Annotated in this window: 24 protein-coding genes; 6 read left to right on the top strand and 18 right to left on the bottom strand. The window is 73.0% G+C overall.

Going from position 1 to position 23801, the window contains the following annotated elements:
- Positions 1-163 precede the first annotated feature (163 nt).
- From ACWC97_RS14180 to hisI, 3 genes are read right to left on the bottom strand one after another with little or no spacing between them, the layout of a single operon-like run.
- Positions 164-814: a TIGR02234 family membrane protein gene (locus ACWC97_RS14180; protein ID WP_352274941.1), complete on the bottom strand. Its 651-nt coding sequence runs from the start codon at positions 812-814 to the stop codon at positions 164-166.
- 14 nt (positions 815-828) lie between these two features.
- Complete coding sequence (locus ACWC97_RS14175; protein ID WP_352274940.1) at positions 829-2322, bottom strand: anthranilate synthase component I; 1494 nt, start codon at positions 2320-2322, stop codon at positions 829-831.
- A gap of 11 nt (positions 2323-2333) precedes the next feature.
- Positions 2334-2717: a phosphoribosyl-AMP cyclohydrolase gene (gene hisI, locus ACWC97_RS14170; RefSeq protein ID WP_352274939.1), complete on the bottom strand. Its 384-nt coding sequence runs from the start codon at positions 2715-2717 to the stop codon at positions 2334-2336.
- A gap of 84 nt (positions 2718-2801) precedes the next feature.
- Here hisI and ACWC97_RS14165 point away from each other — a divergent pair, with 84 nt between their 5' ends.
- Positions 2802-3434 (top strand): TIGR03085 family metal-binding protein, encoded by a 633-nt coding sequence (locus ACWC97_RS14165; RefSeq protein WP_450649387.1) that lies wholly within the window; start codon positions 2802-2804, stop codon positions 3432-3434.
- A 7-nt stretch (positions 3435-3441) separates the two neighbouring features.
- On the opposite strand, the gene ACWC97_RS14160 is transcribed toward ACWC97_RS14165, so the two are convergent.
- The 10 genes from ACWC97_RS14160 to hisD all read right to left on the bottom strand — a co-directional run bounded on the left by ACWC97_RS14160 (position 3442) and on the right by hisD (position 11179).
- The gene (locus tag ACWC97_RS14160; RefSeq protein WP_450649386.1) at positions 3442-4695 is read right to left on the bottom strand and encodes an MFS transporter; all 1254 of its coding nucleotides are present in this window, start codon (positions 4693-4695) and stop codon (positions 3442-3444) included.
- Between the two features lie 25 nt (positions 4696-4720).
- Entirely contained in the window at positions 4721-5308 is a 588-nt protein-coding gene (locus ACWC97_RS14155) for an ArsR/SmtB family transcription factor (protein ID WP_450649384.1), read from the bottom strand.
- Between the two features lie 152 nt (positions 5309-5460).
- On the bottom strand, positions 5461-6216 hold the full coding sequence (hisF, locus tag ACWC97_RS14150) for an imidazole glycerol phosphate synthase subunit HisF (protein WP_352274935.1): 756 nt from the start codon (positions 6214-6216) through the stop codon (positions 5461-5463).
- Complete coding sequence (locus tag ACWC97_RS14145) at positions 6213-6611, bottom strand: RidA family protein (protein WP_352274934.1); 399 nt, start codon at positions 6609-6611, stop codon at positions 6213-6215. Before ACWC97_RS14145 ends, hisF begins: the two co-directional genes overlap by 4 nt.
- Entirely contained in the window at positions 6608-7333 is a 726-nt protein-coding gene (priA, locus tag ACWC97_RS14140) for a bifunctional 1-(5-phosphoribosyl)-5-((5-phosphoribosylamino)methylideneamino)imidazole-4-carboxamide isomerase/phosphoribosylanthranilate isomerase PriA (protein WP_352274933.1), read from the bottom strand. The genes ACWC97_RS14145 and priA overlap by 4 nt, the downstream gene beginning before the upstream one ends.
- Positions 7333-7974 (bottom strand): imidazole glycerol phosphate synthase subunit HisH, encoded by a 642-nt coding sequence (gene hisH / locus ACWC97_RS14135; protein WP_352274932.1) that lies wholly within the window; start codon positions 7972-7974, stop codon positions 7333-7335. Before hisH ends, priA begins: the two co-directional genes overlap by 1 nt.
- Before the next feature lie 10 nt (positions 7975-7984).
- Positions 7985-8152: a hypothetical protein gene (locus tag ACWC97_RS14130; protein ID WP_352274931.1), complete on the bottom strand. Its 168-nt coding sequence runs from the start codon at positions 8150-8152 to the stop codon at positions 7985-7987.
- Positions 8149-8742 carry an imidazoleglycerol-phosphate dehydratase HisB gene (gene hisB, locus ACWC97_RS14125; protein ID WP_352274930.1) on the bottom strand — a complete coding sequence of 198 codons (594 nt, stop codon included), beginning with the start codon at positions 8740-8742 and terminating at the stop codon, positions 8149-8151. Before hisB ends, ACWC97_RS14130 begins: the two co-directional genes overlap by 4 nt.
- Entirely contained in the window at positions 8739-9860 is a 1122-nt protein-coding gene (locus ACWC97_RS14120; protein ID WP_352274929.1) for a histidinol-phosphate transaminase, read from the bottom strand. Before ACWC97_RS14120 ends, hisB begins: the two co-directional genes overlap by 4 nt.
- Entirely contained in the window at positions 9857-11179 is a 1323-nt protein-coding gene (gene hisD, locus ACWC97_RS14115) for a histidinol dehydrogenase (protein WP_352274928.1), read from the bottom strand. The genes ACWC97_RS14120 and hisD overlap by 4 nt, the downstream gene beginning before the upstream one ends.
- Before the next feature lie 138 nt (positions 11180-11317).
- Here hisD and ACWC97_RS14110 point away from each other — a divergent pair, with 138 nt between their 5' ends.
- The 4 genes from ACWC97_RS14110 (at position 11318) to ybaK (ending at position 15467) form a co-directional block, all read left to right on the top strand.
- Positions 11318-12919 (top strand): oxidoreductase, encoded by a 1602-nt coding sequence (locus ACWC97_RS14110; RefSeq protein WP_352274927.1) that lies wholly within the window; start codon positions 11318-11320, stop codon positions 12917-12919.
- A 233-nt stretch (positions 12920-13152) separates the two neighbouring features.
- Positions 13153-14193: a hypothetical protein gene (locus tag ACWC97_RS14105; RefSeq protein ID WP_352274926.1), complete on the top strand. Its 1041-nt coding sequence runs from the start codon at positions 13153-13155 to the stop codon at positions 14191-14193.
- 5 nt (positions 14194-14198) lie between these two features.
- On the top strand, positions 14199-14942 hold the full coding sequence (locus ACWC97_RS14100; RefSeq protein ID WP_352274925.1) for an LON peptidase substrate-binding domain-containing protein: 744 nt from the start codon (positions 14199-14201) through the stop codon (positions 14940-14942).
- Between the two features lie 18 nt (positions 14943-14960).
- The gene (gene ybaK, locus ACWC97_RS14095) at positions 14961-15467 is read left to right on the top strand and encodes a Cys-tRNA(Pro) deacylase (RefSeq protein ID WP_352274924.1); all 507 of its coding nucleotides are present in this window, start codon (positions 14961-14963) and stop codon (positions 15465-15467) included.
- A gap of 183 nt (positions 15468-15650) precedes the next feature.
- Here the strand turns inward: ybaK and ACWC97_RS14090 are convergent, their stop codons facing one another.
- The 4 genes from ACWC97_RS14090 to ACWC97_RS14075 all read right to left on the bottom strand — a co-directional run bounded on the left by ACWC97_RS14090 (position 15651) and on the right by ACWC97_RS14075 (position 19720).
- On the bottom strand, positions 15651-16385 hold the full coding sequence (locus ACWC97_RS14090; RefSeq protein ID WP_352274923.1) for an ABC transporter permease: 735 nt from the start codon (positions 16383-16385) through the stop codon (positions 15651-15653).
- Positions 16386-16419: 34 nt separating this feature from the next.
- A complete protein-coding gene (locus ACWC97_RS14085) occupies positions 16420-17256 on the bottom strand; it encodes an ABC transporter permease (RefSeq protein WP_450649378.1) in 837 nt (278 codons plus the stop codon).
- A gap of 61 nt (positions 17257-17317) precedes the next feature.
- Complete coding sequence (locus ACWC97_RS14080) at positions 17318-18292, bottom strand: ABC transporter ATP-binding protein (protein WP_352275100.1); 975 nt, start codon at positions 18290-18292, stop codon at positions 17318-17320.
- Positions 18293-18433: 141 nt separating this feature from the next.
- Positions 18434-19720, bottom strand: a complete 1287-nt coding sequence (locus ACWC97_RS14075; protein ID WP_450649376.1) for an NYN domain-containing protein — start codon at positions 19718-19720, stop codon at positions 18434-18436.
- A 224-nt stretch (positions 19721-19944) separates the two neighbouring features.
- Here ACWC97_RS14075 and ACWC97_RS14070 point away from each other — a divergent pair, with 224 nt between their 5' ends.
- On the top strand, positions 19945-20124 hold the full coding sequence (locus tag ACWC97_RS14070; RefSeq protein WP_385211302.1) for a hypothetical protein: 180 nt from the start codon (positions 19945-19947) through the stop codon (positions 20122-20124).
- Between the two features lie 90 nt (positions 20125-20214).
- Here the strand turns inward: ACWC97_RS14070 and dnaE are convergent, their stop codons facing one another.
- Entirely contained in the window at positions 20215-23754 is a 3540-nt protein-coding gene (dnaE, locus tag ACWC97_RS14065) for a DNA polymerase III subunit alpha (RefSeq protein ID WP_352274920.1), read from the bottom strand.
- Positions 23755-23801: the final 47 nt, after the last annotated feature.

Genomic DNA, 23801 nt, shown 5'->3' with positions numbered 1-23801 from the left:
CAAACTGCCGTCGTCCGGCCGGAGGCCGGGCCGTGCGGTGTCCGGTGCGTGCGATCGCAAGGCGGAGGGTCGCTCCGATACTGGATGTATCGGGGTGACCCCGACAACGCGGCGAGCGTGCGTGCCGGGCGCCGCACGGCAGGCGGTAGTTTGAAGACAGGTCCTAGCGCGTCGGGTCCTCACCGCGGTCGAGGGCCTTCCAGAGGTCCTCGGGGCGGTCCGGGTCCAGGGGGCGGGCGGTCTTGCGGGGGCGGGGGGTGCCGTCCCGCTCGTACCGGCCCGACATGGTGGGCCAGCGCCCGCCGTACCGCAGGGCGAGCAGGCCGGCGAGGAGGATCAGCAGGCCGCCGGTCGCGGTGACGTAGGGCCAGGCGGTGTGGGCCAGCGCGCCGATGGTCGCGGAGGTGTCGCCGGTGGTCTCGGCGGCCTTCGCGTCGAGCGCCGCGCTGTCGAGGGCGCCGAGGCAGGCGCTCAGTCCGGCGCCGAGGCCGCTGAGGGCGAGGAGCCCGGCGACGGCCGTCCGGGAGGCCCCGCGGACGGCGAAGACGGCGACCAGGGCGGCGAGGCCGACGATCGCCAGCGCCGCCGGGACGCCCGTGACGTCGCGGCCGTCGGCGCTCAGCGGCAGCGAGCCGCCGCCGACGGCCGCCACGCCCTCGGCCCAGGTCTGGCCGGAGGCGAGCAGGACGACGGCGGCGCCGGCCGCTCCGAGGAGCAGACCGGAGGCCAGGGTGCGGCGGCTTGCCGGGGCGTCGGGGGCGGTGACGGCTCGGGCACGGGGCGGGGGTACGGGGACAGCGCTCACGTACTCCACTATCCCCTACCGCCTCACGCGCGGCCGAGCCGGTTGGCGGTATGGACCGCGCGGAGGACCGCGGCGGCCTTGTTGCGGCATTCGGTGTCCTCGGCGACCGGGTCGGAGTCGGCGACGACCCCCGCCCCGGCCTGGACGTACGCGGTGCCGTCGCGGAGCAGGGCGGTGCGGATGGCGATGGCGGTGTCGGAGTCCCCGGCGAAGTCGAGGTAGCCGACGCAGCCGCCGTACAGGCCGCGGCGGGTCGGCTCCAGCTCCTCGATGATCTGCATCGCGCGGGGCTTGGGGGCGCCGGAGAGGGTGCCCGCCGGGAAGCACGCGGTGAGGACGTCGAAGGCGGTGCGGCCCTCGGCGACCCGGCCGGTGACGGTGGAGACGATGTGCATCACGTGGGAGTAGCGCTCGATCGACATGAAGTCGACGACCTCGACGGTGCCCGGGGCGCAGACCCGTCCCAGGTCGTTGCGGCCGAGGTCGACGAGCATCAGGTGCTCGGCGCGTTCCTTCGGGTCGGCGAGGAGTTCGTCGGCGAGGGCCTGGTCCTCCTGCGGGGTGGCGCCGCGGTGCCGGGTTCCGGCGATCGGGTGGACCATGGCCCGCCCGTCCTCGACCTTGACCAGGGCCTCCGGGCTGGAGCCCGCGATGTCGAAGCCGTCGAACCGGAGGAGGTACATGTACGGCGACGGGTTGGTGGCGCGCAGGACCCGGTAGACGTCCAGCGCGCTCGCGGTGCAGGGGGTCTCGAAGCGCTGGGAGGGGACGACCTGGAAGGCCTCGCCGGCCCGGATCCGCTCCTTCACGTCCTCGACGGCGTCCTGGTACGCCGGTCCGCCCCAGCGCACGGTGTACGGGGGGAGCTCGGAGTCCGGGAGGGCGGCGGGGGCGTTCTCGACGGGGCGGGAGAGGTCGCGTTCCATGGCGTCGAGGCGGGCGACGGCGTCCGCGTACGCCTCGTCGACGCCGGTGGCCAGGTCGTTGTGGTTGATCGCGTTGGCGATCAGCAGGACGGTGCCGTTCCGGTGGTCGAGGACGGCCAGGTCGGAGGTGAGCAGCATGGTCAGCTCGGGGAGGCCGAGTTCGTCCTCGGTGCTGTCGCCGATCTTCTCCAGGTGGCGCACGACGTCGTAGCCGAGGTAGCCGACCATGCCGCCGGTGAAGGGGGGCAGACCGTCGTCGGCGACCAGGTCGCGGGGGGTGTGCAGGATCTCGACGGTGGCGCGCAGGACCTCCAGCGGGTCCCCGTCGAGGGGGACGCCGACCGGCGGGACGCCCAGCCAGTGGGCCCGGCCGTCGCGGGCGGTGAGGGTGGCTGCGCTGCGTACGCCGATGAAGGAGTAGCGCGACCAGGTGCGGCCGTTCTCCGCCGATTCCAGGAGGAAGGTGCCGCTGCGTTCGCCCGCGAGCTTGCGGTAGAGGCCCACCGGCGTGTCGCCGTCCGCGAGGAGCCTGCGGCTGACGGGGATGACGCGCCGGTCGACGGCCAGCTTGCGGAAGGTTTCGAGATCCATGGCGGCAGACCCTACTGCCCCAGCGGGAGGACGTCGGCGTCGAAGCAGGTGCGGTCGCCGGTGTGGCAGGCGGCACCCGTCTGGTCGACCTTGACGAGGACGGTGTCGGCGTCGCAGTCCAGGGCGACGGACTTGACCTCCTGGGTGTGGCCGGAGGTGTCGCCCTTGACCCAGTACTCCTGGCGGCTGCGGGACCAGTAGGTGCAGCGGCCGGTGGTGAGGGTGCGGTGCAGGGCCTCGTCGTCCATCCAGCCGAGCATCAGGACCTCGCCGGTGTCGTACTGCTGGGCGATGGCCGGGAAGAGCCCGTCGGCCCCGCGCTTGAGGCGGGCGGCGATCGCCGGGTCGAGGCGGTCGGACGGCGGCGGGGTGCTGGGGGTGGTCGCGCTGGTCATGGGGCCATTGTGCCGTGGCCGGGGCGCCGGTCCGGTGCGCCGTCCACTGGGCGGACCGGGGGCGGCGGTCGTACGCTGGCGACCATGTCGACCCATGCGAAGCGCGAACGACTTCTGCTCGCCGACCTGTTGGAGGCCGTGGGCCCGGAGGCCCAGACCCTGTGCGCCGGCTGGACCGCCCGGGACCTGGCCGCCCACGTGGTGGTCCGGGAGCGGCGGCCGGACGCGGCGGGCGGGCTCCTGGTGGGCGCGTTGAAGAACCGGTTGGAACGGGTGCAGGGCGAGTTCGCCGCGAAGCCGTACGAGGAGCTGATCCAGCTGATCCGTACCGGGCCGCCGAGGTTCTCCCCGTACGCGGTGAAGCAGGTGGACGAGGCCGCCAACACCGTGGAGTTCTACATCCACACGGAGGACGTGCGGCGGGCCCAGCCGGAGTGGACGCGGCGCGAGCTGGACCCGGTCTTCGCCGATCTGCTCTGGTCGCGGACCGAGCGGACGGCGCGGCTGCTGGGGCGGAAGTCCCCGGTGGGGCTGGTGCTGCGCCGCCCGGACGGCCGTACGGTCGTGGCGCACAAGGGCGCCCCGGTGGTGACGGTGACCGGTGAGCCGGGCGAGCTGCTGCTCTTCGCGTTCGGCCGGCAGTCGGCGGCGACGGTGGGGCTGGAGGGCGACAAGGAGGCGGTGGACCGGCTGGGGACGGCGGCGCTGGGGATGTAGCGCGTGCTCAGGCCGGGAGTTCCGCGCGGCGCAGCCGGGTGAAGGCCAGGCCGGTCAGGGCCCCGAGGACGCAGACGGCGGCGCTGGTGGCGAAGACCGGTCCGGTGCCCCAGAGGGCGACGGCCGCTCCGGTGACCGGGTAGCTGAGCGGGGCGATGGCGTGGGTGAAGAGCGTCGAGACCGAGGTGACCCGGCCGAGGTAGGCGGGTTCGGTGACGGTCTGGATCAGGGCGCCGCACAGGGAGCCGCCGAGCCCGGCGAACAGGCCGACGCAGGCCGCGGCGGTGGCGGCCAGGGCCACCGAGGGCAGCTGGGCCAGGGCGCCGACGGCGAGGGCGCCGATCAGCACGGTCAGGCACATGACCAGTCCGGCGCGGGGCACCCGGCCGCGTACCGCGAGCACCAGCGCCGAGGCGGCGGCGCCGAGGCCGAAGGCGGCGATGATCCAGCCCATGCCGGAGGCGCCCCAGTGGCGTTCCTCGGCGAGCAGGACCAGCCCGAGGTTGAGCGGGCCGACGAAGCCGAGCTCGCTGACGGCGACGACGATCATCAGCGGGCCGAGCAGCGGGTGGCGGCGGATGTGGCGCAGCCCGTCGGCCAGGTCGCCCCAGGCGGTCCTGGAGGCCGTCGCGCCCTCCTGCGCGGGCACCGGGCGCATCCGGAGCGACATCAGCAGCGGCAGCGACACCGCGAAGAGGATCCCGGCCGCGGCGAAGGCGAGCCCCGGCCCGCCGAGCGCCACGGCGAGGCCGCCGAGCGGGGCGCCGACGACGCCGGCGGCCCGGACGGACAGGCCGCGCATGCCCTGGACCCGGGCCAGCTGGCCGGGGGCGGTGACCCGGGGCGGCAGGGCGCCGACGGCGGGCAGGAAGAGGGCGTCGACCACGCCGAAGACCAGGGCGACGGCGATCAGCATCCACAGCGCGGGCGAGGAGACCAGCAGGGCCCCGGCCAGGCCGAGGACGACCAGGCAGCGGACGGCGTCGCTGCCGATGACGACCCGGCGCGGCCCCATCCGGTCGGCGAGCACTCCCCCGCCGAGCATCAGGACGGCCCGGGGTATCGAGCCGACGGCGAGGACGATCCCGGTCTGCGCGCCGCCGCCGGTGCGGGCCGCGGCCCAGGCGAGCGCCATGTAGTAGACGCTGTCGCCGATCATCGAGGCGGTGTAGGCGCCGAGCCAGCGCAGTACGTTGCCGTCGCGGTGGGCGGGGCGTTCGAGGGCCGGTGCGGGCTCGACGGCGGGTTCGGTGAGGGTCATCGGTTCGGCCTTCCGTGGCGGCGGGTCAGGGGCGGAACGGGAAGGTGTACAGGTGCACCGCGACGTTCTCGCGGCCCTCGGTGTCCCCGGCCGCCTCGCGGGCGCGGCCGATGCCCTCGTACCGGTCGATCAGCCGGTGCAGCTCGCGGCCGAGTTCGGCGAGCTCCTCGGCGGTGAGGCGGGCCAGGTACTCGGAGCTGGCGGCGGCGGTGCGCCACTCGGTCGGCCAGCTGGCGGCCGAGTCGAGGTAGCGGCGGTACATCTCGACGTGCTGGTCGAAGGAGAGGCGGCCGACGGCGGCGTGGGTGGCGGCCAGCTCGGGGGCGTCCTGGAAGTCCTCCTCGTGGAAGCTGATCCCCTTCGAGGCGGGCCGCCACCAACGCTCGCGGCCGTCCCTGCCCTGCTGGTCGGCCTCCTCGATCAGGCCGTGGTCGGCGAGCTTGCGCAGGTGGTAGCTGACCAGGGAGACCGCTTCGTCGACCTGGTCGGCCAGCTGGGAGGCGGTGGCCTCGCGGGCGATGTAGAGCGCCCGGTACAGCCGCATCCGCAGCGGGTGTCCGAACGCCTTGAGGGTCTCCAGGTCCGAGACCCGGCGCGATTCGTTGCTTGCCATGCCCTCACCGTAAACAGGAAAGGAAAGTTGCGCAATCTTTGTTGCGCAATAAAAGCTGCGGATTCCGCCGGGGTGGTCACGGGAAAAGCCCGTCGCCGGGCGGGGCCGACGGTGCGGCTCCGCCCGGCGACGGGCTTCGGGGTACGGCTTCGCTAGCGGACCGGGTGGCCGGCCTCCCGCAGGGCGCCCTTGACCTCGGAGATCCGCAGATCGCCGAAGTGGAAGACGGACGCGGCGAGCACCGCGTCGGCCCCCGCCGTGATGGCGGGCGCGAAGTCGGCGAGCCGGCCGGCGCCGCCGGAGGCGATCACGGGGACGGTCACGTGCTCGCGGACCGCCGCGATCATCTCCGTGTCGTAGCCGTCCTTGGTGCCGTCCGCGTCCATCGAGTTGAGCAGGATCTCGCCCGCGCCCAGCTCGGCGGCGCGGTGCGCCCACTCGACGGCGTCGATGCCGGTGCCCCGGCGGCCGCCGTGCGTGGTGACCTCGAAGGTGCCTCCGGGGGTGCGCCGGGCGTCCACCGAGAGCACCAGGACCTGGCGGCCGAAGCGCTCGGCGATCTCCCGGATCAGCTCCGGGCGGGCGATGGCCGCGGTGTTGACGCCGACCTTGTCCGCCCCGGCCCGCAGCAGCTTGTCGACGTCCTCGGCGGTGCGGACGCCGCCGCCGACCGTGAGCGGGATGAAGACCTGCTCGGCGGTGCGGCGCACCACGTCGTAGGTGGTCTCCCGGTCGCCGCTGGAGGCGGTGATGTCCAGGAAGGTCAGTTCGTCGGCGCCCTCGGCGTCGTACAGCTTCGCCATCTCGACGGGGTCGCCGGCGTCGCGCAGGTTCTGGAAGTTGACGCCCTTGACGACCCGGCCGTTGTCGACGTCCAGGCAGGGGATCACCCGTACCGCGAGGCTCATCGGGCTCCTCCCCGGTACGCCTCGACCTCGACCTCGACGACCAGGCTCGGGTCCACCAGACCGGCGACGACGACCATCGTCGCGACCGGACGGACCTCGCCGAAGAGCTCCTTGTGGGCGCGGCCGACCTCGTCGGTGTCCCGCACGTGCGTGACGTACATCCGGGTGCGGACGACGTCCTCGCGGCCCAGGCCGACCTGCTCCAGCGCGCGCAGGGCGACCTTGAAGGAGGTGACGGCCTGGTCGTACGGGCCGCCCGCGGCGATCTGCCCGTTCTCCACGGAGGTGCAGCCGGCCACCAGGACCAGCCCGTTCGGCAGCTCCACCGCGCGGGAGTAGCCGAACTTCTCCTCCCAGGGGGCGCCGGAGGAGACGCGCCGGACCGCCTCGCTCATCCGGACACCGCCAGGAGCGCCTCTTCGAGGGTGAACGCCTCGGCGTAGAGCGCCTTGCCGACGATCGCGCCCTCCACGCCGTCCGGGACGAGGGCGGCGATGGCCCGCAGGTCGTCCAGCGAGGAGACGCCGCCGGAGGCGACGACGGGCTTGTCGGTGGCGGCGCAGACGTTCTTCAGGAGCTCCAGGTTGGGGCCCTGGAGCGTGCCGTCCTTGGCGATGTCGGTGACGACGTAGCGGGCGCAGCCCTCGGAGTCGAGCCGGGCCAGCGTCTCGTAGAGGTCGCCGCCGTCGCGGGTCCAGCCGCGGCCGCGCAGCGTGGTGCCGCGGACGTCCAGGCCGACGGCGATCTTGTCTCCGTGCTCGGCGATGACCTTGGCGACCCACTCGGGGGTCTCCAGGGCGGCGGTGCCGAGGTTGACCCGGCGGCAGCCGGTGGCGAGGGCGGCCTCCAGCGAGGCGTCGTCGCGGATGCCGCCGGAGAGCTCGACCTTGATGTCCATGGCGGCGGCGACCTCGGCGATCAGCGCGCGGTTGTCCCCGGTGCCGAAGGCGGCGTCCAGGTCGACCAGGTGCAGCCACTCGGCGCCGGAGCGCTGCCAGGCGAGGGCGGCCTCCAGCGGGGAGCCGTAGGAGGTCTCGGAGCCGGACTCGCCGTGGACGAGGCGGACGGCCTGGCCGTCGCGGACGTCGACGGCGGGGAGCAGTTCAAGCTTCGGCATTACAGCGTCTCGATCCAGTTGGTCAGCAGCTGGGCACCGGCGTCGCCGGACTTCTCGGGGTGGAACTGGGTGGCCCACAGGGCGCCGTTCTCCACCGCGGCGACGAACGGTTCGCCATGGGTGGCCCAGGTGACCCGGGGGGCGCGGATCTTGGGGTTGGTGACCTCCAGGCTCCAGTCGTGCACCGCGTAGGAGTGCACGAAATAGAACCGCGCGTCGGCGTCGAGACCCGCGAAGAGCTGGGAGTCCTCCGGGGCCCGTACCGTGTTCCAGCCCATGTGCGGGACGACCGGGGCCTGGAGCGGGGAGACCGTGCCGGGCCATTCGTCCAGCCCTTCGGTCTCCACGCCGTGCTCGATGCCGCGCTCGAAGAGGATCTGCATCCCGACGCAGATGCCCATGACGGGGCGGCCGCCGGAGAGCCTGCGGCCGATGATCCATTCGCCGCGGGCCTTCTTCAGCCCCTCCATGCAGGCGGAGAAGGCGCCGACGCCGGGGACCAGCAGCCCGTCGGCGTTCATCGCCTTCTCGTAGTCGCGGGTGATCTCCACGTCGGCGCCGACGTGGGCGAGGGCCCGCTCGGCGGACCGTACGTTCCCGAAGCCGTAGTCGAAGACCACGACCTTCTTCTGCTCGCTCATTCCCCGCCCCTCAGTCCCAGAGTCCCTGGATGCGCAGCACGCCCGCGAGCAGGCACATCACGGACGCCAGTCCGAGCAGCACGATGACCCCCTTGGGCATCTTCTGCTTGGAGAAGGAGTAGACACCGCCGGCCAGGAAGAGGCCGAGAACGATGAGTATGGTGTTGAGGCCGGTCACAGCGCGCCCTTCGTGGAGGGGATGGTCCCGGCGGCGCGCGGGTCGTGCTCGCTGGCGTAGCGCAGGGCGCGGGCGAGCGCCTTGAACTGGCACTCCACGATGTGGTGGGCGTTGCGCCCGTAGGGCACGTGGACGTGCAGGGCGATCTGCGCCTGGGCGACGAAGGACTCCAGGATGTGCCGGGTCATCGTCGTGTCGTAGGAGCCGATCATCGGCGCCATGTTCTCCGGCTCGGTGTGCACCAGGTAGGGGCGGCCGGAGAGGTCGACGGTGACCTGGGCGAGCGATTCGTCCAGCGGGACCGTGCAGTTGCCGAAGCGGTAGATGCCGGTCTTGTCGCCGAGTGCCTGCTTGAAGGCGGCGCCGAGCGCGAGGGCGGTGTCCTCGATGGTGTGGTGCGTGTCGATGTGCAGGTCGCCGTCGGTCTTGACGGTGAGGTCGAAGAGCCCGTGCCGGCCGAGCTGGTCGAGCATGTGGTCGTAGAAACCGACTCCGGTCGACACGTCGACCTCTCCGGTGCCGTCGAGATTGATCTCGACGAGCACCGAGGTTTCCTTGGTGGTGCGTTCCACCCGGCCTACGCGGGTCATGCGTCCAGCTCCTTCTTGAGTTCGCGTACCGCATCGAGGAACGCGTCGTTCTCCGCCGGGGTGCCCGCGGAGACCCGCAGCCATCCCGGTACGCCGTTGTCCCGGACCAGGACGCCCCGGTCGAGGATGCGCTGCCAGACGGTGTGGCTGTCGGGGAAGCGGCCGAACTGGACGAAGTTCGCGTCCGATTCGGTCACCTCGTAGCCGAGGGCGCGCAGTTCGGTGACGATCCGGTCGCGCTCGCTCTTGAGCTGCGCGACGTATCCGAGCAGCGTATCGGTGTGCTCCAGGGCGGCGAGCGCGGTCGCCTGGGTGATCGAGGAGAGGTGGTACGGCAGCCGCACCAGCTGCACGGCGTCCACCACGGCCGGGTCGGCGGCCAGGTAGCCCAGGCGGAGCCCGGCGGCGCCGAACGCCTTGGACATGGTGCGCGAGAGCACCAGGTTCGGGCGGCCCTCGATCAGCGGGAGCAGCGAGGGGTGGTGGCTGAACTCGCCGTACGCCTCGTCGACGACGACCATCGACGGGCCGGCCGCCTGGGCGGCCTCGTACAGCGCGAGGACGGTCTCCGCGTCGACGGCGGTGCCGGTGGGGTTGTTGGGGGAGGTGATGAAGACGACGTCGGGGCGGCGCTCGGCGACGACCGCGCGGGCGGCTCCGACGTCGATGGTGAAGTCCTCGTTGCGCGGCCCGGAGATCCAGCCGGTGCCGGTGCCCCGGGCGATGAGGGCGTGCATCGAGTACGAGGGCTCGAAGCCGATCGCGGTGCGGCCGGGGCCGCCGAAGGTCTGCAGCAGTTGCTGGAGGACCTCGTTGGAGCCGTTGGCCGCCCAGACGTTGGCGAGGGAGACCTCGTGGCCGGCGGTGCGGCTGAGGTAGCGGGCGAGCTCGGTGCGGAGCTCGACGGCGTCCCGGTCGGGGTAGCGGTTGAGGTCGCGGGCGGCCTCGCGGACCCGCTCGGCGATCCGGTCGACCAGCGCCTCGGGCAGCGGGTAGGGGTTCTCGTTGGTGTTCAGCCGCACCGGTACGTCGAGCTGGGGCGCCCCGTACGGGGACTTGCCGCGCAGTTCGTCGCGGACGGGGAGGTCGTCGATGCGGGTGGGGCGGGCGTGCGTCACTGCTGCGGTACCTTCCAGCCGAACCTGGCCTTGAGCGCGGCACCGTGGGCGGGCAGGTCCTCCGCCTCGGCGAGGGTCACGACGTGGTGGGCGACCTCGGCGAGCGCGTCGCGCGTGTAGTCGACGATGTGGATGCCGCGCAGGAAGGACTGCACCGACAGGCCCGAGGAGTGGCAGGCGCAGCCGCCGGTGGGCAGCACGTGGTTGGAGCCCGCGCAGTAGTCGCCGAGCGAGACCGGGGACCAGGGGCCGACGAAGATCGCGCCGGCGTTGCGGACCCGGGCGGCGACGGCGGAGGCGTCGGCGGTCTGGATCTCCAGGTGCTCGGCGGCGTAGGCGTCGACGACCTTGAGGCCGGCCGCCAGGTCGTCGACGACGACGATCGCGGACTGGCGTCCGGCCAGCGCGGGCTCGATCCGGTCGGTGACGTGCTTGGTCGCGGCGATCTGCGGCGCCAGCTCGGCCTCGGTGGCCGCGGCCAGCTCCGCGGAGTCGGTGACCAGGACGGCGGCGGCCATCGGGTCGTGCTCGGCCTGGCTGATCAGGTCGGCGGCGACGTGCACCGGGTCGGCGGTGGCGTCGGCGAGGATCGCGATCTCGGTGGGGCCCGCCTCGGCGTCGATGCCGATGCGGCCCTTGAGGAGGCGCTTGGCGGCGGCGACGTAGATGTTTCCGGGGCCGGTGACCAGGTTGACCGACGGGCAGTCGGCCGTGCCGTACGCGAACATCGCGACCGCCTGGGCGCCGCCGGCCGCGTACACCTCGTCGACGCCGAGCAGGGCGCAGGCGGCGAGGATCGTGGGGTGCGGCAGGCCGCCGAACTCCTTCTGCGGCGGGGAGGCGACGGCGATGCCCTCGACGCCCGCCTCCTGGGCCGGTACGACGTTCATGACCACGGACGAGGGGTAGACGGAGCGCCCGCCCGGGACGTACAGCCCGACGCGCTCGACCGGCACCCACTTCTCGGTGACGGTGCCGCCGGGGACGACCTGGGTGGTGTGCGTGGTGCGGCGCTGCTCGCGGTGGACGAGCCGGGCGCGGCGGATCGACTCCTCCAGGGCGGCCCGGACGGCGGGATCCAGCCGCTCGGCGGCGTCGGCGATCGCGGCGGCCGGGACACGCACGGACCCGACCCGTACGCCGTCGAACTTCTCGCCCCACTCGATCACTGCCTCGGAGCCTCGATGGCGTACGTCCTCGCAGATGGGCCGCACCGTCTCCAGAGCGGCTTCCACGTCGAACTCGGCACGGGGCAGCAGGTCGCGCAGGGCTCCACCCTCGGGAAGGGCGGTGCCGCGCAGATCGATTCGAGAGATCACACCGCAATTCTCGCAGACCGCCCGCGCCGCCCGAGCGCCCGTATCACTGGCTGATACATGCCTTGGGTGTCACTGGTGACCAATAGCTTTCACCAGGTCACTCAGAGGGAAGAACAGCTCCGAGCGGAAGGGGCACCCGTGACCGAGCCGCACGATGGCGATTTTCCGGACGGTCTGAGCGCTGCCGAGCTGGGCATGTGGCAGAGCTTCCGGAACGGCAGTACCTACGATCTGCGCGCCCGCGACCCCGCGCAGGACGACCCGTTCGCCCCGGTGGTCTGGGGACCGGAGCGCAGCGTGGACGGGCGTGTCGTCGCCCGGCTGCTGCTGTCCGGTCCGCCGCCGAGGCCCGGCCGAGTCGCGGCGCTGAAGCTCCGGGGCGTGCGGATCACCGGAACGCTCGACCTCGCGGGCGGGCGGGTCGCGCCGTACGTGGAGATGACCGGCTGCCGCTTCGAGCGCGAGGTGGTGCTGCCGGAGTGCCACTTCACGACGTTGCGGATCGTCGGCTGCGCGATGCCGAGGCTGGAGGCGGCGCGGCTGCGCACCGAGGGCGATCTGCATCTGCCGCGCTGCCGCATCCCGTACGGCCTCCGGCTCACCGACGCCCAGATCGGCACCGATCTGCTGCTCAGCCAGATCGAGCTGGGCCCCGACCGCACCGGGCGCGCCCTGGCCGCGGACGGGATGTCGGTCGCCCAGGACCTCCAGGCGGAGCTGGTCGAGGCGCGCGGCGAGCTGAGTCTGCGCGGGGCGAAGGTCGGCGGTTCGCTGAGCCTGCGCGGCAGCCGGCTGCGGAGCACCGAGGGGCGGCGCGCGCTGAACGCCCCGCAGCTCTCCGTGGAGCGCACGCTGTACATGAGCGAGGCGTGGGTGAGCGTCGACACCGGCGTCCAGGGCACCACTCCCCCGTACGGCACGCTCATGGCGTCGACGCCGGCGAGCGGGACGCGTTCGCAGATCCTGGAGTGCCGGGGCGGGGTGCGGCTGGACGACGGGCGGTTCGGCGACGCGGTCGACCTGCACCGGGCGCGGTTCGTGCTGGGCCGGCACGAGGAGCTGTCGCTGCGCAGGATCGTCACGCCGGAGCTGCGGTTCAACGCGGAGCGGCCGGAGGAGGGCCGGGTCGTGCTGAACGGCGCCCGGGTGGTCACGCTGATCGACGTGTCGACCAGCTGGCCGGGGCCGGGCGGGCTGGCCATGGGCGGCTTCGTCTACGAGAACCTCGTCCCGTACGGTCACTTCCCGCTCTCCCGGCGCCTGGAGTGGGTGGCGGCGGCGACCCCGGAGTACGTGCCGGAGCCGTACGAGCGGCTGGCGACGGTGCTCCGCAGCTGCGGGGAGGACGCGGACGCCCGGGAGGTGCAGCTGGCCAAGCAGCGGCGGAGACGCGAGACGCTGCCGCTCGCCGCGAAGCTGTGGGGCTACCTCCAGGACTGGACGGTGGCGTACGGCTACCGGCCGGGGCGGGCCGCTTTGTGGATGGCGCTGCTGTGGGCGGCGGGGACGCTGGCCTTCATGCAGCAGGTGCCGGAGGCGATCAAGCAGGACGAGCATCCGGACTGGAACCCCGCCCTGTACGCGCTCGATCTGCTGATCCCGGTGATCAATCTGGGCCAGGACGGGTACTGGCGGATGGAGGGCGGCTGGCAGTGGGGTTCGGCGGTGCTCATCCTGCTCGGCTGGATACTCGCCACGACCGTCGCGACGGGCGCCTCGCGGCTGCTCCGCCGGGGCTGACGTGATCCGGCCATTCCGGGGCGGGTGGTGGCCGCACCGCCCGTTCCGGGAACACCGTCGAACGGCCGCCCGAGCCGCGCCAGGGCGGTCGGGCGCCCTTGGCCCGAGCAATGACATCCAGCCATATTCCGCGTATTCCTTTACCTCTTCTTGACTCACGCGGATGCAACCCCTCCACTCGGCACCAAAGCTTCACAGCGCCCCTCTGGCGCCGTCCCCACCAGCGCTTTTCAATGGTCTGCACCATGCCAATCCTTCGTGCTCTGCTCCGCGCCGCGGGTACGGCCCGGCGCCCTCCGCGGGAGACGTCCACCGGACTGCCCGCGGACGACGAGGTGCTGCTCGACGCACCCGACGAACGCCTCTCCCCGGCGCTGGTCGCCGCGGCCCTCGGTGAATACGGCCCGGCCGCCGCTCTTCTCGCCGCCACCCGGGACCGCGCCGAGTGGGAGAACCGCGACCGCTATCTCGGCCGGCTCGTCACCTTCGCCCGCAGCCGCGACGACTGGCTGGCCGCCTGGCTCACCGACGCCCCGCACGACCCGGACGCGGCGCTGGTCAAGGCCGAGCTGTCGGTCCGCCGGGCCTGGGAGTCGCCCGCCCGCGCCGAGCAGCTGCGCGAGGTCGGGCCGCTGATCACGGCGGCGGCCGAGGGCGACCCGCGCGATCCGGTGCCCTGGCGCCTGGCCCTCGACCACGCGCGCGGCACCCACGCCACGCACACCGTGTTCGAAGCCTTGTGGGAGCAGGCGGTGCGCCGCTCCTCGCACCACTACGGCTGCCATGTGTCGGCGCTGCGCTACCTCTCCGCCGCCTGGTACGGCTCGCACCGCGAGTGCTTCGACTTCGCCGAGCGGGCCGCCGAGGACGCGCTGCCCGGCTCGCTGGTGCAGGCGCTGCCGCTGCGGGCCGCCTTCGCCCTGCTGGCCGACGGGCCGAGGGCGCGGCCCAACTCGGTGCAGGAGGCCCGGATCGACACGGCGGCGGACCTGGGCATCGCCCTGTCCGGCGGGTACCCGCCGGGCGGGCCCTGGCTCGCCGAGGCGCGCAATCTCCTGGCGTTCGTGCTGATCGCCCGGGGCCGTTGGGCGGAGGCGCTGGAGCAGTTCCGGCGGATCGGGCCGCACGCCGCCTCGTTCCCGTGGTCGTCGGTGGCCGAGGATCCGCTCGGCGGCTTCCTCGCGGCACGGGACGACACCCGGCTCCGGGCGGCCTGTACCGCACCGTTCCCGGGACGGACCGGCCGGGGACGGCCCGGCGGCCATTACGCTTGACCGCTGTGACCACCGCCCGACTGCCCCTGTTCCCGCTGAACGCGGTGCTGTTCCCCGGCCTCGTGCTGCCGCTGAACGTCTTCGAGGAGCGATATCGCGCCATGATGCGCGAGCTGCTGAAGACCGACGAGGACGAACCCCGCCGCTTCGCCGTCGTCGCGATCCGCGACGGCCACGAGACCGCCCGCACCGGGACCGGGATGCCCGACGCCCTGAACGGCCCCGCCGAGCGGGGCCCGGCGGAGGGGTTCGGCGCCGATCCGGCGCGGACCTTCCACGAGATCGGCTGCATCGCCGACGCGGCGAAGATCCGGGAGCGGCCGGACGGCACCTTCGAGGTCCTGGCGACCGGCACCACCCGGATCAGGCTGCTCTCCGTCGAGACCGGCGGCCCCTTCCTGACGGCCGAGGTCGAGGAACTGGCCGAGGAGAGCGGCGAGGAGGCGGGCGCGCTGGCCGAGGGCGTCCTGCGGGCCTTCCGCACGTATCAGAAGCGGCTGGCCGGGGCGAGCGAGCGGTCCCTGACGACCGGTGCGGAGCTGCCGGACGACCCGGCCGTCGTCTCGTACCTGGTCGCGGCGGCGGCCGTGCTCGGCGTACCGGCCAAGCAGCGGCTGCTCCAGGCGCCCGACACGGCGAGCCGGCTGCGCGAGGAGCTGACGCTGCTGCGTACCGAGACCGCCGTCATCCGCCATCTGCCGTCCCTGCCCGCGGTGGACCTGACCCGCGCGCCGACCCACCTCAACTGATCCGAGGACCTCTCCCCCGTGGCGAAGAAGTCGAAGAAGCAGCAGCAGTCCGGCGGCACCCCGGCGACGGTCGCCCTGACCGCGTCCGGCACCCCGTTCACCGTCCGCTCCTACGAGCACGACCCGGCCGCCGCCTCCTACGGCGAGGAGGCGGCCGAGGCCCTGGGCGTCTCCCCCGACCGGGTCTTCAAGACGCTGGTCGCGGAGGTCGACGGCGCGCTGACCGTGGCGGTCGTCCCGGTGGCCGGCACGCTGGACCTGAAGGCGCTGGCCGCCGCGGTGGGCGGCAAGCGGGCCGCCATGGCCGACCCGGCCGCCGCCGAGCGCACCACCGGCTACGTACGGGGCGGCATCTCCCCGCTGGGCCAGCGCAAGCGGCTGCGCACGGTGCTGGACGCCTCGGCGCGCGACCACGGGACGATCTGCGTCTCGGCGGGCCGCCGCGGGCTGGAGGTCGAGCTCGCCCCCGAGGACCTGGCGGCGCTGACGGGGGCGGTGTTCGCGGAGATCGGCCGGGGGGACTGAGCCGCAGGGCCTGTCCGGCGGATCGGGGCGGGCAGGGCGCCGTGCCCGGTGCGGTGCGTCGCGGGGCACAGGAGCGTTCTCCCCGGGGTCTTTTCCTGCTCGAACGGGGTGGAGGGCCCGGGGAAGGAGCCGCGAGGCGCCGTGCCGGAGCCGCGACCCCGGCCGTGATGCGGCGGACCCGCCCTACGGCTGCGCGGGGCCCTGCGGCGTCCGGCCGTCCACGGGCGCGCCGGGCGGCGCGGGCGTCCCGGGCGCCGGGGGCCACGGCGCGGGCCCGCCCGGGAACACGCCCCACTCCGGCTCCGGGTCGCGCGGCCCGAACAGCCCGGTCAGCCCGAGGTGGACCGCCATCGCGCCCACCGGCGCCGCCAGCAGCGCCACCTTCGACCGCAGTTCGAGCGGCGCGTCGAAGACCACGCCCTTGCCGACCGCCCGCGCGTGCGCGACCACGTCCGAGGTCGGCCCGAGAGCCACCCCCAGCCACCAGGCCACCAGCGAACCGAGCAGACCGCCCACCGCGAGCGCCACCACCAGCGCGATGCCGCCGCTGCGCCGGAACCAGAAGACCAGGGCCGCGGAGACCGCCCCGAAGGCCAGCCCCAGCAGCACGAACGTGCCGTCGGCGCCGATCGCCTCCTCGCCCTCGCTGTCGTTCAGGAAGACGGCGGTGCTGTCCGAGATCAGCGGCACCCGGGGCGCCAGCCACAGCCAGAGCAGCCCGAACACCACGCCGAGGACGGTGACGAGCAGGGCGACGACCGCCGCCTGCGCCAGCTCCTGGGCGAGCCCCTTCTCCCCGGGCGCTTTCGGGTCACCCGTCCCGGCCAGGTGGGATCCCCCGGGGCCGCCCCCGTCCGGCGGGGTCTGCCAGGGGTCGTTCGGCGAGGGCTGGTGAGGCGGCGTCAGGGGTGCGGTCACCGTGCCATCGTGCCAGGCGCCACGCGGCCGCGCCTCACCGGACCGCCGCCCTGCGGTACGCCCAGGTCGCCACGGCCAGCGAGAGGACCCCGACGACGGCGCAGACGGCGAGGTCCAGCACGACGACCGCCCAGTCGGGCCGGGCGTCGAAGGACCGCGCGAGCGCCTCCACCCCGTACGTCGAGGGCAGCAGGTCGCGCGCCCAGCCGACCGGTGCGGGCAGCCGGTCCGCCGGGAGCACCCCGAGCAGCAGCGCCGCCGACATGCCCAGCTGGCCCAGGAGCGTGGCCAGCTCCTGCCGGGGCGCGAGCAGCCCCAGCGCCGCGCCCAGCCCGGCCAGCGCCGCCCCGGCGAGCGGGATCACGGCGACCAGCACCCACAGATGGGCCAGCGGCAGCCCGAAGAGAACGCTGCCGGCGACCGCCGTGACGACCGTGCCCGGCACCGTGAAGGAGGCGTACGCCCCGGCCGCCCCGAGCACCACCGCGGCCGGCGGCACCGGCAGGGTCGCGTAGTGGTCGAGCCCGCCGCCGGCCCGCAGCTGCCCGAAGTACTGGGCGAGGAGGTTGAGCGCGACGAAGGCGACCACCAGCACCGCCGATCCGGCCACGACGGCCCGGGACTCGGCCTCCCCGTCGACCACCCCGCGCATCAGGACCATGATCCCGACCGACTGGAACGTCGCGACGAAGAGCAGCGGGATCCGGGCGACCCTGGCCCGGGAGAGCTGGGCGCGGTAGACGGCCGCGAGCGCGGGGAACAGCCGGGCCCGGGGCGCGAGCGGCGCGGGCTCCCCGCCATGGGCCGGGCGGTCGTCCGGGCCGGTCCGGACCGGCCCGGTCACCGCGTCCGCGGGCACGATGCTCGTCACCTGGTGCTGCTCCTGTTCGTTCGCTCCCCGGTCGCGCGGACGCGCCCGGTGGTCCCGCCGGTCATGCCTTCACCAGCCCCGCGGTGGTGTCCCCGCCGAGCGCGAGGTAGACGTCCTCCAGGCTGGGCGTGGCCACGGCGAAGTCGTCGAGCGCGGCGAAGGCGGTGGAGCCGGTCACCGCGGCGACCGCCGCCCGCGCCCGGTCGGGGCCGAGCCGGAGCACCCAGCGCCGCCCGGACTCCTCGGCGAGGGGGCGCAGCGCGGCGACCTCGGGCACGTCCAGCGGCGCCCGCTCCCGCCACACCAGCTCGACGCGGACCTCGCCCGCGACGCGTTCCTTCAGCCCGGCCGGGGTGTCGCAGGCGATGACCCGGCCGTGGTCGATCACGGCGACCCGGTCGAGGACCGTCTCGGCCTCGATGACGTTGTGGGTGACGAGCAGCACCGTGGCGCCGCGCTCGGCCCGGCGCCGGTCCACCGCCGCCCAGACGGCGCGCCGCGCCACCGGGTCCATGCCGGTCGTCGGCTCGTCCAGCACCAGGACGGGGCGCTCGCCGACCAGGGCCGCGGCGAAGCAGGCGAGCCGCCGCTGCCCGCCGGAGAGCTTCTTCAGGGGGCGTCCCGCGATCCCGGTGAGCCCCAGTTCGTCGAGGACGGCGTCGCGCTCGGCGCGGGCGTCCGCCGCCGCGAGGCCGCGCAGCCGCCCGGTGGTCTCGGCGGCGAGCGCGACGGTCAGCTCGTCCAGCGCGGTGGACTCCTGCCCGAGGTAGCCGATCAGCCGGGCGGCCCGGTCGGGGTGGCGGACCAGGTCGTGGCCCAGCACCGTCACGGTGCCGGAATCGGGGCGCATCAGTCCGGTGAGCTGGCGTACCAGGGTTGACTTGCCGGCGCCGTTGGGGCCGAGGAGGCCGAAGATCTCACCGCGCCGGATGTCCAGGCTGATCCCGTCGGTGGCCCGCACCTCGGGGGTGGCCGGTGTGTCCCGGCGGCCGCGTGCGGCGGGATAGGTCTTGACCAGATCACGCACCGCGCACACGGTTCCGGCCGCCTGCTGCGCCTGTGCTGTGCCCGTACTCACGAGGTACGAGGGTACGGGGTCGGACACCCCCGGCCGCGCCCGGGGCCGGGCCGGGCGGGTGCCGGGGAGCGGGTCCGCGGCGGTCGGGCGGGACGGCCGTCAGCCCGCCGACGGGCCGGTCCGCTCGGCGGCGGGGGTGTGCTCGGCGGCGGCGCGCACGTCGATCTCCCGCCAGAACCCCGCCCGGATCGCGTACCGGTCGTGCTCGTCGATCTGGTCGTCCTTGTGGGCGAGCAGACCGAACCGGGCCGCGTACCGCAGCAGCTCGCCGTCGATGCGGTGCGGAATGCGCGGGTACATGGTGGAGAGCTGCTGGAGGTGGGCGTTCTCCGGGAGCCGTTCCAGCCAGCGGCGGGCGAAGACCTGGCCGACCTCGAAGGGGTCGCCGCCGACGGTGGTGATGTCCTCCTCACGGTCCGCCCAGCGCTGCTCGGCGCTGGTGAGCTGGGCGAGCGTGGGCAGCGAGGCGGTCTCGGCTGGCTCGCCCAGGGGGCCGCCGCGGTCCGTCCAGCTCTTGTCGGAGGACCAGCGCAGGGTGGCACCGGCCTGGGCGGGCTGCGGGAGGTGCCGCTCGGGCGGGGCGGCGGGAACGGGGCCGCGCAGACTGCCCGCCAGGTCCTTGGGGGTGGGTACGGCGCGGCCGCCGGGCACCGGCCGGTCGGGGGCGGTGGTCCCCTCGGGCGGGGCGGCGGTGCCGTTGGCCGCGGCGGCGCGGGCCTCGGAGGCCCGCTCGGCGGAGGCGGCGAGGGCGGCCTCCGGGAGCGGCGCGGAGAGGATCGCGGCGATCTCCGGGCGGGGGGCGGGCGGCGGGGCGCAGACGCCACCGGTCTCCTTGGCGCGTACGGCCTGGGTGATCCAGGCCCGGTCGAGGACCCGGCGTTCGTCGGCCTCGGCCACCAGGTCCTCGGACTGGTTGTAGTCGCCGTCGGCGGCCTGGACGGCCCACAGGTGGACGGCGACGCCGTGCTCCTTGGCGGACATCAGGCCGGGCAGCAGGTCCCCGTCGCCGGTCACCAGCACCACGTCGGAGCAGGCCCGGTTCCGGGCCAGCTCGGTGAGCTCGGCGTGCATCGCGGCGTCGACGCCCTTCTGCGCCCAGCGCCCGTCGCTGCGGGTCAGTGCGCCGAGCCGGACGGTCACCCGGGGCATCACGCGCAGTCTGCGGTGCTCGGGCTGGGGCACCCGGTCGGGGGCGCCGTCGAACCAGTAGATCCGCAGCAGCGGCTGCTCCGTGTCGGCCTCGGCCCGCTCGCGCAGCCCCCGGACGAGGGCCGTGTGGTCGACCGTGATGCGGGACCGGGCGGGTTCCCCGGCCAGCAGGCTCGCGGCCGCGCCCAGCAGATAACCGGCGTCCACCAGGACGACGCAACGGTCCACGCGATCCACCCTCTTCCAGAAGTTCGGGTGCGGTCCTTGCCATGGGTTTGCTCCGAGTCTGCCCGACCCTGCGGGGCTTGACGTCCGGAACTCGATCATCGGCGTGGCGGAACGGAAGAACGACGCGTCTCCTACCCCCGCTACGCACGGTAATGATCCAACATGCACGGTTTATACCGTCATGTGAATCTGAACGCGGTCCTGGCCCCGAGAGTCCCCACAGGAGGAAGACCATGGCCAAGAACAAGAACCGCAAGCAGGGCGGCCAGCAGAACCGCGCGGCGGGTCCGCAGCGCGGTGCGGAAGAGACGCGTTCGACCGGATACGAGTCGCAGATACAGCCTCAGTCGCAGGCCCAGGGCAGCCCTGCCGATGTTGCGCGTAAGCACCAGCGGCGGTTCGGGCACAACTGACCCGGGCGCCGTCGGCCCGGTGACGGGCCGGTTGGCACGAGGGGGCGCACCGCTTTCGCGGGGCGCCCCCTCGTCGTGTCCGAGCTCGGGTCAGCCGGCCAGGCAGGACGGGCCGAGCAGCACCTTCAGGTCACCGTAGAGGGCCGGGTCGGCCTTGACCCGGTGGCGGTCGAGCCGGAGCACGGTGGTCTTGCGAGGGCCCTGGAGCCTGATCCGTACCTCGGTGTCGCCCCGGTGGCTGGCGAGGACCTCGCCGAGGCGGCTGACCATGGGCGGGGTGATCTTGACGGTGGGGATGGTCAGCACCACGGGGGCGTTGGTGCCCGCGTTGGAGATGTCGGGGACCTGCATCTCCATGGCGACGAGCCGGGGCACGTCCTCCCGCTTGTCCAGCCGGCCCTTGACGAAGACGACGGTGTCCTCGACGAGCTGGGTGGAGACCAGCTGGTAGGTGGCCGGGAAGAACATGCACTCGATGGAGCCGGCCAGGTCCTCGACGGTGGCGATGGCCCAGGCGTTGCCCTGCTTGGTCATCTTGCGCTGGAGACCGGAGATGATGCCGCCGACGGTGACGACCGCGCCGTCGCTGTGCTCGCCGCCGGTCAGCTGGGAGATCGAGGCGTCGGCCTTGTCCGAGAGCACGTGCTCCAGGCCGAAGAGCGGGTGGTCCGAGACGTACAGGCCGAGCATCTCGCGCTCCTGGGCGAGCAGGTAGGCCTTCTCCCACTCGACGTCGGAGAACTCCACGTCCAGCCCGAAGCCCGGCTCGTCGCTCTCCTCGTCGCCCATGCCGCCGAAGAGGTCGAACTGCCCCTCGGCCTCCTTGCGCTTGACCTGCACCACGTTGTCGATCATCGGCTCGTGGTGGGCGACCAGGCCCTTGCGGGTGTGGCCCATCTCGTCGAAGGCGCCGGCCTTGATCAGGGACTCGACGGTGCGCTTGTTGCAGACGACCGCCTCGACCTTGTCCAGGAAGTCGGGGAAGGAGCTGTACTTCCCCTTCGCCTTGCGGCACCGGATGATCGAGTCGACGACGTTCTGGCCGACGTTGCGCACGGCGGTGAGGCCGAAGAGGATCACGTCGTCGCCCTGGGCAGCGAAGTTCGACAGCGACTCGTTGACGTTGGGCGGGAGCACCTTGATGCCCATGCGCCGGCACTCGTTGAGGTAGACGGCCGACTTGTCCTTGTCGTCCTTGACCGAGGTGAGCAGCGCCGCCATGTACTCGGCGGGGTAGTTCGCCTTGAGGTACGCGGTCCAGTAGGTGACCAGGCCGTACGCGGAGGAGTGCGCCTTGTTGAAGGCGTACCCGGCGAACGGCACCAGCACGTCCCACAGGGCCTTGATCGCCTCGTCGGAGAAGCCCTTCTTCTTGGCGCCCGCCTCGAAGAGGACGAAGTTCTTCGCCAGTTCCTCGGGCTTCTTCTTGCCCATCACGCGGCGGAGGATGTCGGCCTCGCCGAGGGAGTACCCCGCGACGATCTGGGCGGCCTTCTGCACCTGCTCCTGGTACACGATCAGGCCGTAGGTGAGGCCGAGGACCTCCTTGAGGGGCTCCTCCAGCTCCGGGTGGATCGGGGTGATCTCCTGGCGGCCGTTCTTGCGCTCGGCGTAGTTCGTGTGCGAGTTCATGCCCATCGGGCCCGGCCGGTAGAGGGCCGAGACGGCGGAGATGTCCTCGAAGTTGTCGGGCTGCATCTGGCGCAGCAGGGAGCGCATCGGCCCGCCGTCGAACTGGAACACGCCGAGCGTGTCGCCGCGGCAGAGCATCTCGTAGGTCTTGGGGTCGTCCAGCGGGAGGGCCAGCAGGTCCAGCTTGACGTGTTTGTTGGACTCCACCATCTTCACGGCGTCGTCCATGATCGTGAGGTTGCGCAGGCCCAGGAAGTCCATCTTCAGCAGGCCGAGCGACTCGCACTGCGGGTAGTCCCACTGGGTGATGGTGACGCCGTCGGTGTGCCGCACCCAGATCGGGGCGTGGTCGACGATCGGCTCGCTGGACATGATGACGCCGGCGGCGTGCACGCCCATCTGGCGGACCAGGCCCTCGACGCCCTTGGCGGTGTCGATGACCTTCTTGACGTCCGGCTCGTTCTCGTACATCCCCCGGATCTCGCCCGCCTCGCTGTAGCGCGGGTGCTTGGGGTCGGTGATGCCGTTGAGGTCGATGCCCTTGCCGAGGACGTCGGCGGGCATGGCCTTGGTGAGCCGGTCGCCCATCGCGTACGGGTAGCCGAGGACGCGGGCGGAGTCCTTGATGGCGTTCTTCGCCTTGATCTTTCCGTACGTGCCGATCATGGCGACCTTGTCGGCGCCGTACTTCTCCGTCACGTACCTGATCACCTCGACGCGCCGACGCTCGTCGAAGTCGATGTCGACGTCGGGCATGGAGACGCGCTCGGGGTTGAGGAACCGCTCGAAGATCAGCCCGTGCTCGATCGGGTCGAGGTCGGTGATGCCCATCGCGTACGCCACGATCGAACCGGCCGCGGAGCCACGGCCGGGGCCGACGGCGATGCCGTTGTTCTTGGCCCACATGATGAAGTCGGCGACGACCAGGAAGTACCCCGGGAACCCCATCTGGATGATGATGTCCATCTCGTACTCGACCTGCTTCTGCCGGTCCTCGGGGACGCCGCCCGGGAAGCGGCGCTCCATGCCGGCCCGGACCTCCTCCTGGAACCAGGTGATCTCGGTGTAGCCGTCCGGGATGTCGAACTTCGGCATCAGGTCGCGCTTCTCGAACATCCCGGTGGTGTCGATCTGCTCGGCGACCAGCAGGGTGTTGCGGCATCCCTCCTGCCAGGCGTCGGAGGAGTCGACGGCGTACATCTCGTCGGCGGACTTGATGTAGTAGCCGGTGCCGTCGAAGCGGAAGCGGTCCGGGTCGGAGAGGTTCTTGCCGGTCTGGATGCAGAGCAGGGCGTCGTGCGCGGTGGCCTCGTGCGCGTAGGTGTAGTGCGAGTCGTTGGTCACCAGCGGCGGGATGCCGAGCTTCTTGCCGATCTCCAGCAGTCCGTCGCGGACCCGGCGCTCGATCTCGATGCCGTGGTCCATCAGCTCCAGGAAGTACCTGCCCTCGCCGAAGATGTCCTTGTAGTCGGAGGCCGCCTGGACCGCCTCGTCGAACTGGCCGAGCCGCAGCCGGGTCTGGACCTCGCCGGAGGGGCAGCCGGTGGAGGCGATCAGCCCCTCGGACCACTGGGCGATGGTCTCCTTGTCCATCCGGGGCCACTTCTGGAGCCAGCCCTCGGCGTACGCGTCCGAGGACAGCTTGAAGAGGTTGTGCAGCCCGGTCGCGTTCGACGCCCAGATCGTCTTGTGGGTGTAACCACCCGAACCGGAGACGTCGTCGCGCTTCTGGTGCGGCTGGCCCCACTGGATCTTCCGCTTGTGCTTGCGGGACTCGGGGGCGACGTACGCCTCGATGCCGATGATGGGCGTCACGCCCGCCTTCTGCGCCGAGTGGAAGAAGTCGTAGGCCCCGTGCAGGTTGCCGTGGTCCGTCATCGCGATGTGGGACATGCCCATCTCGTTGCAGGCGGCGAACATGTCCTTGAGCCGCGCCGCACCGTCCAGCAGCGAGTACTGGGTGTGGACGTGCAGGTGCGTGAAGGGCGGCTTGGTCACGGCGCTGTTCCTCCGGAAGAACGGACGACGGCTGGGTGGGGGGACAG

It is taken from the genome of Streptomyces sp. NPDC001108, assembly GCF_053598535.1.
The sequence above is the reverse complement of the archived record's forward strand: the minus strand, read 5'-3'. Positions and strand labels throughout refer to the sequence as shown.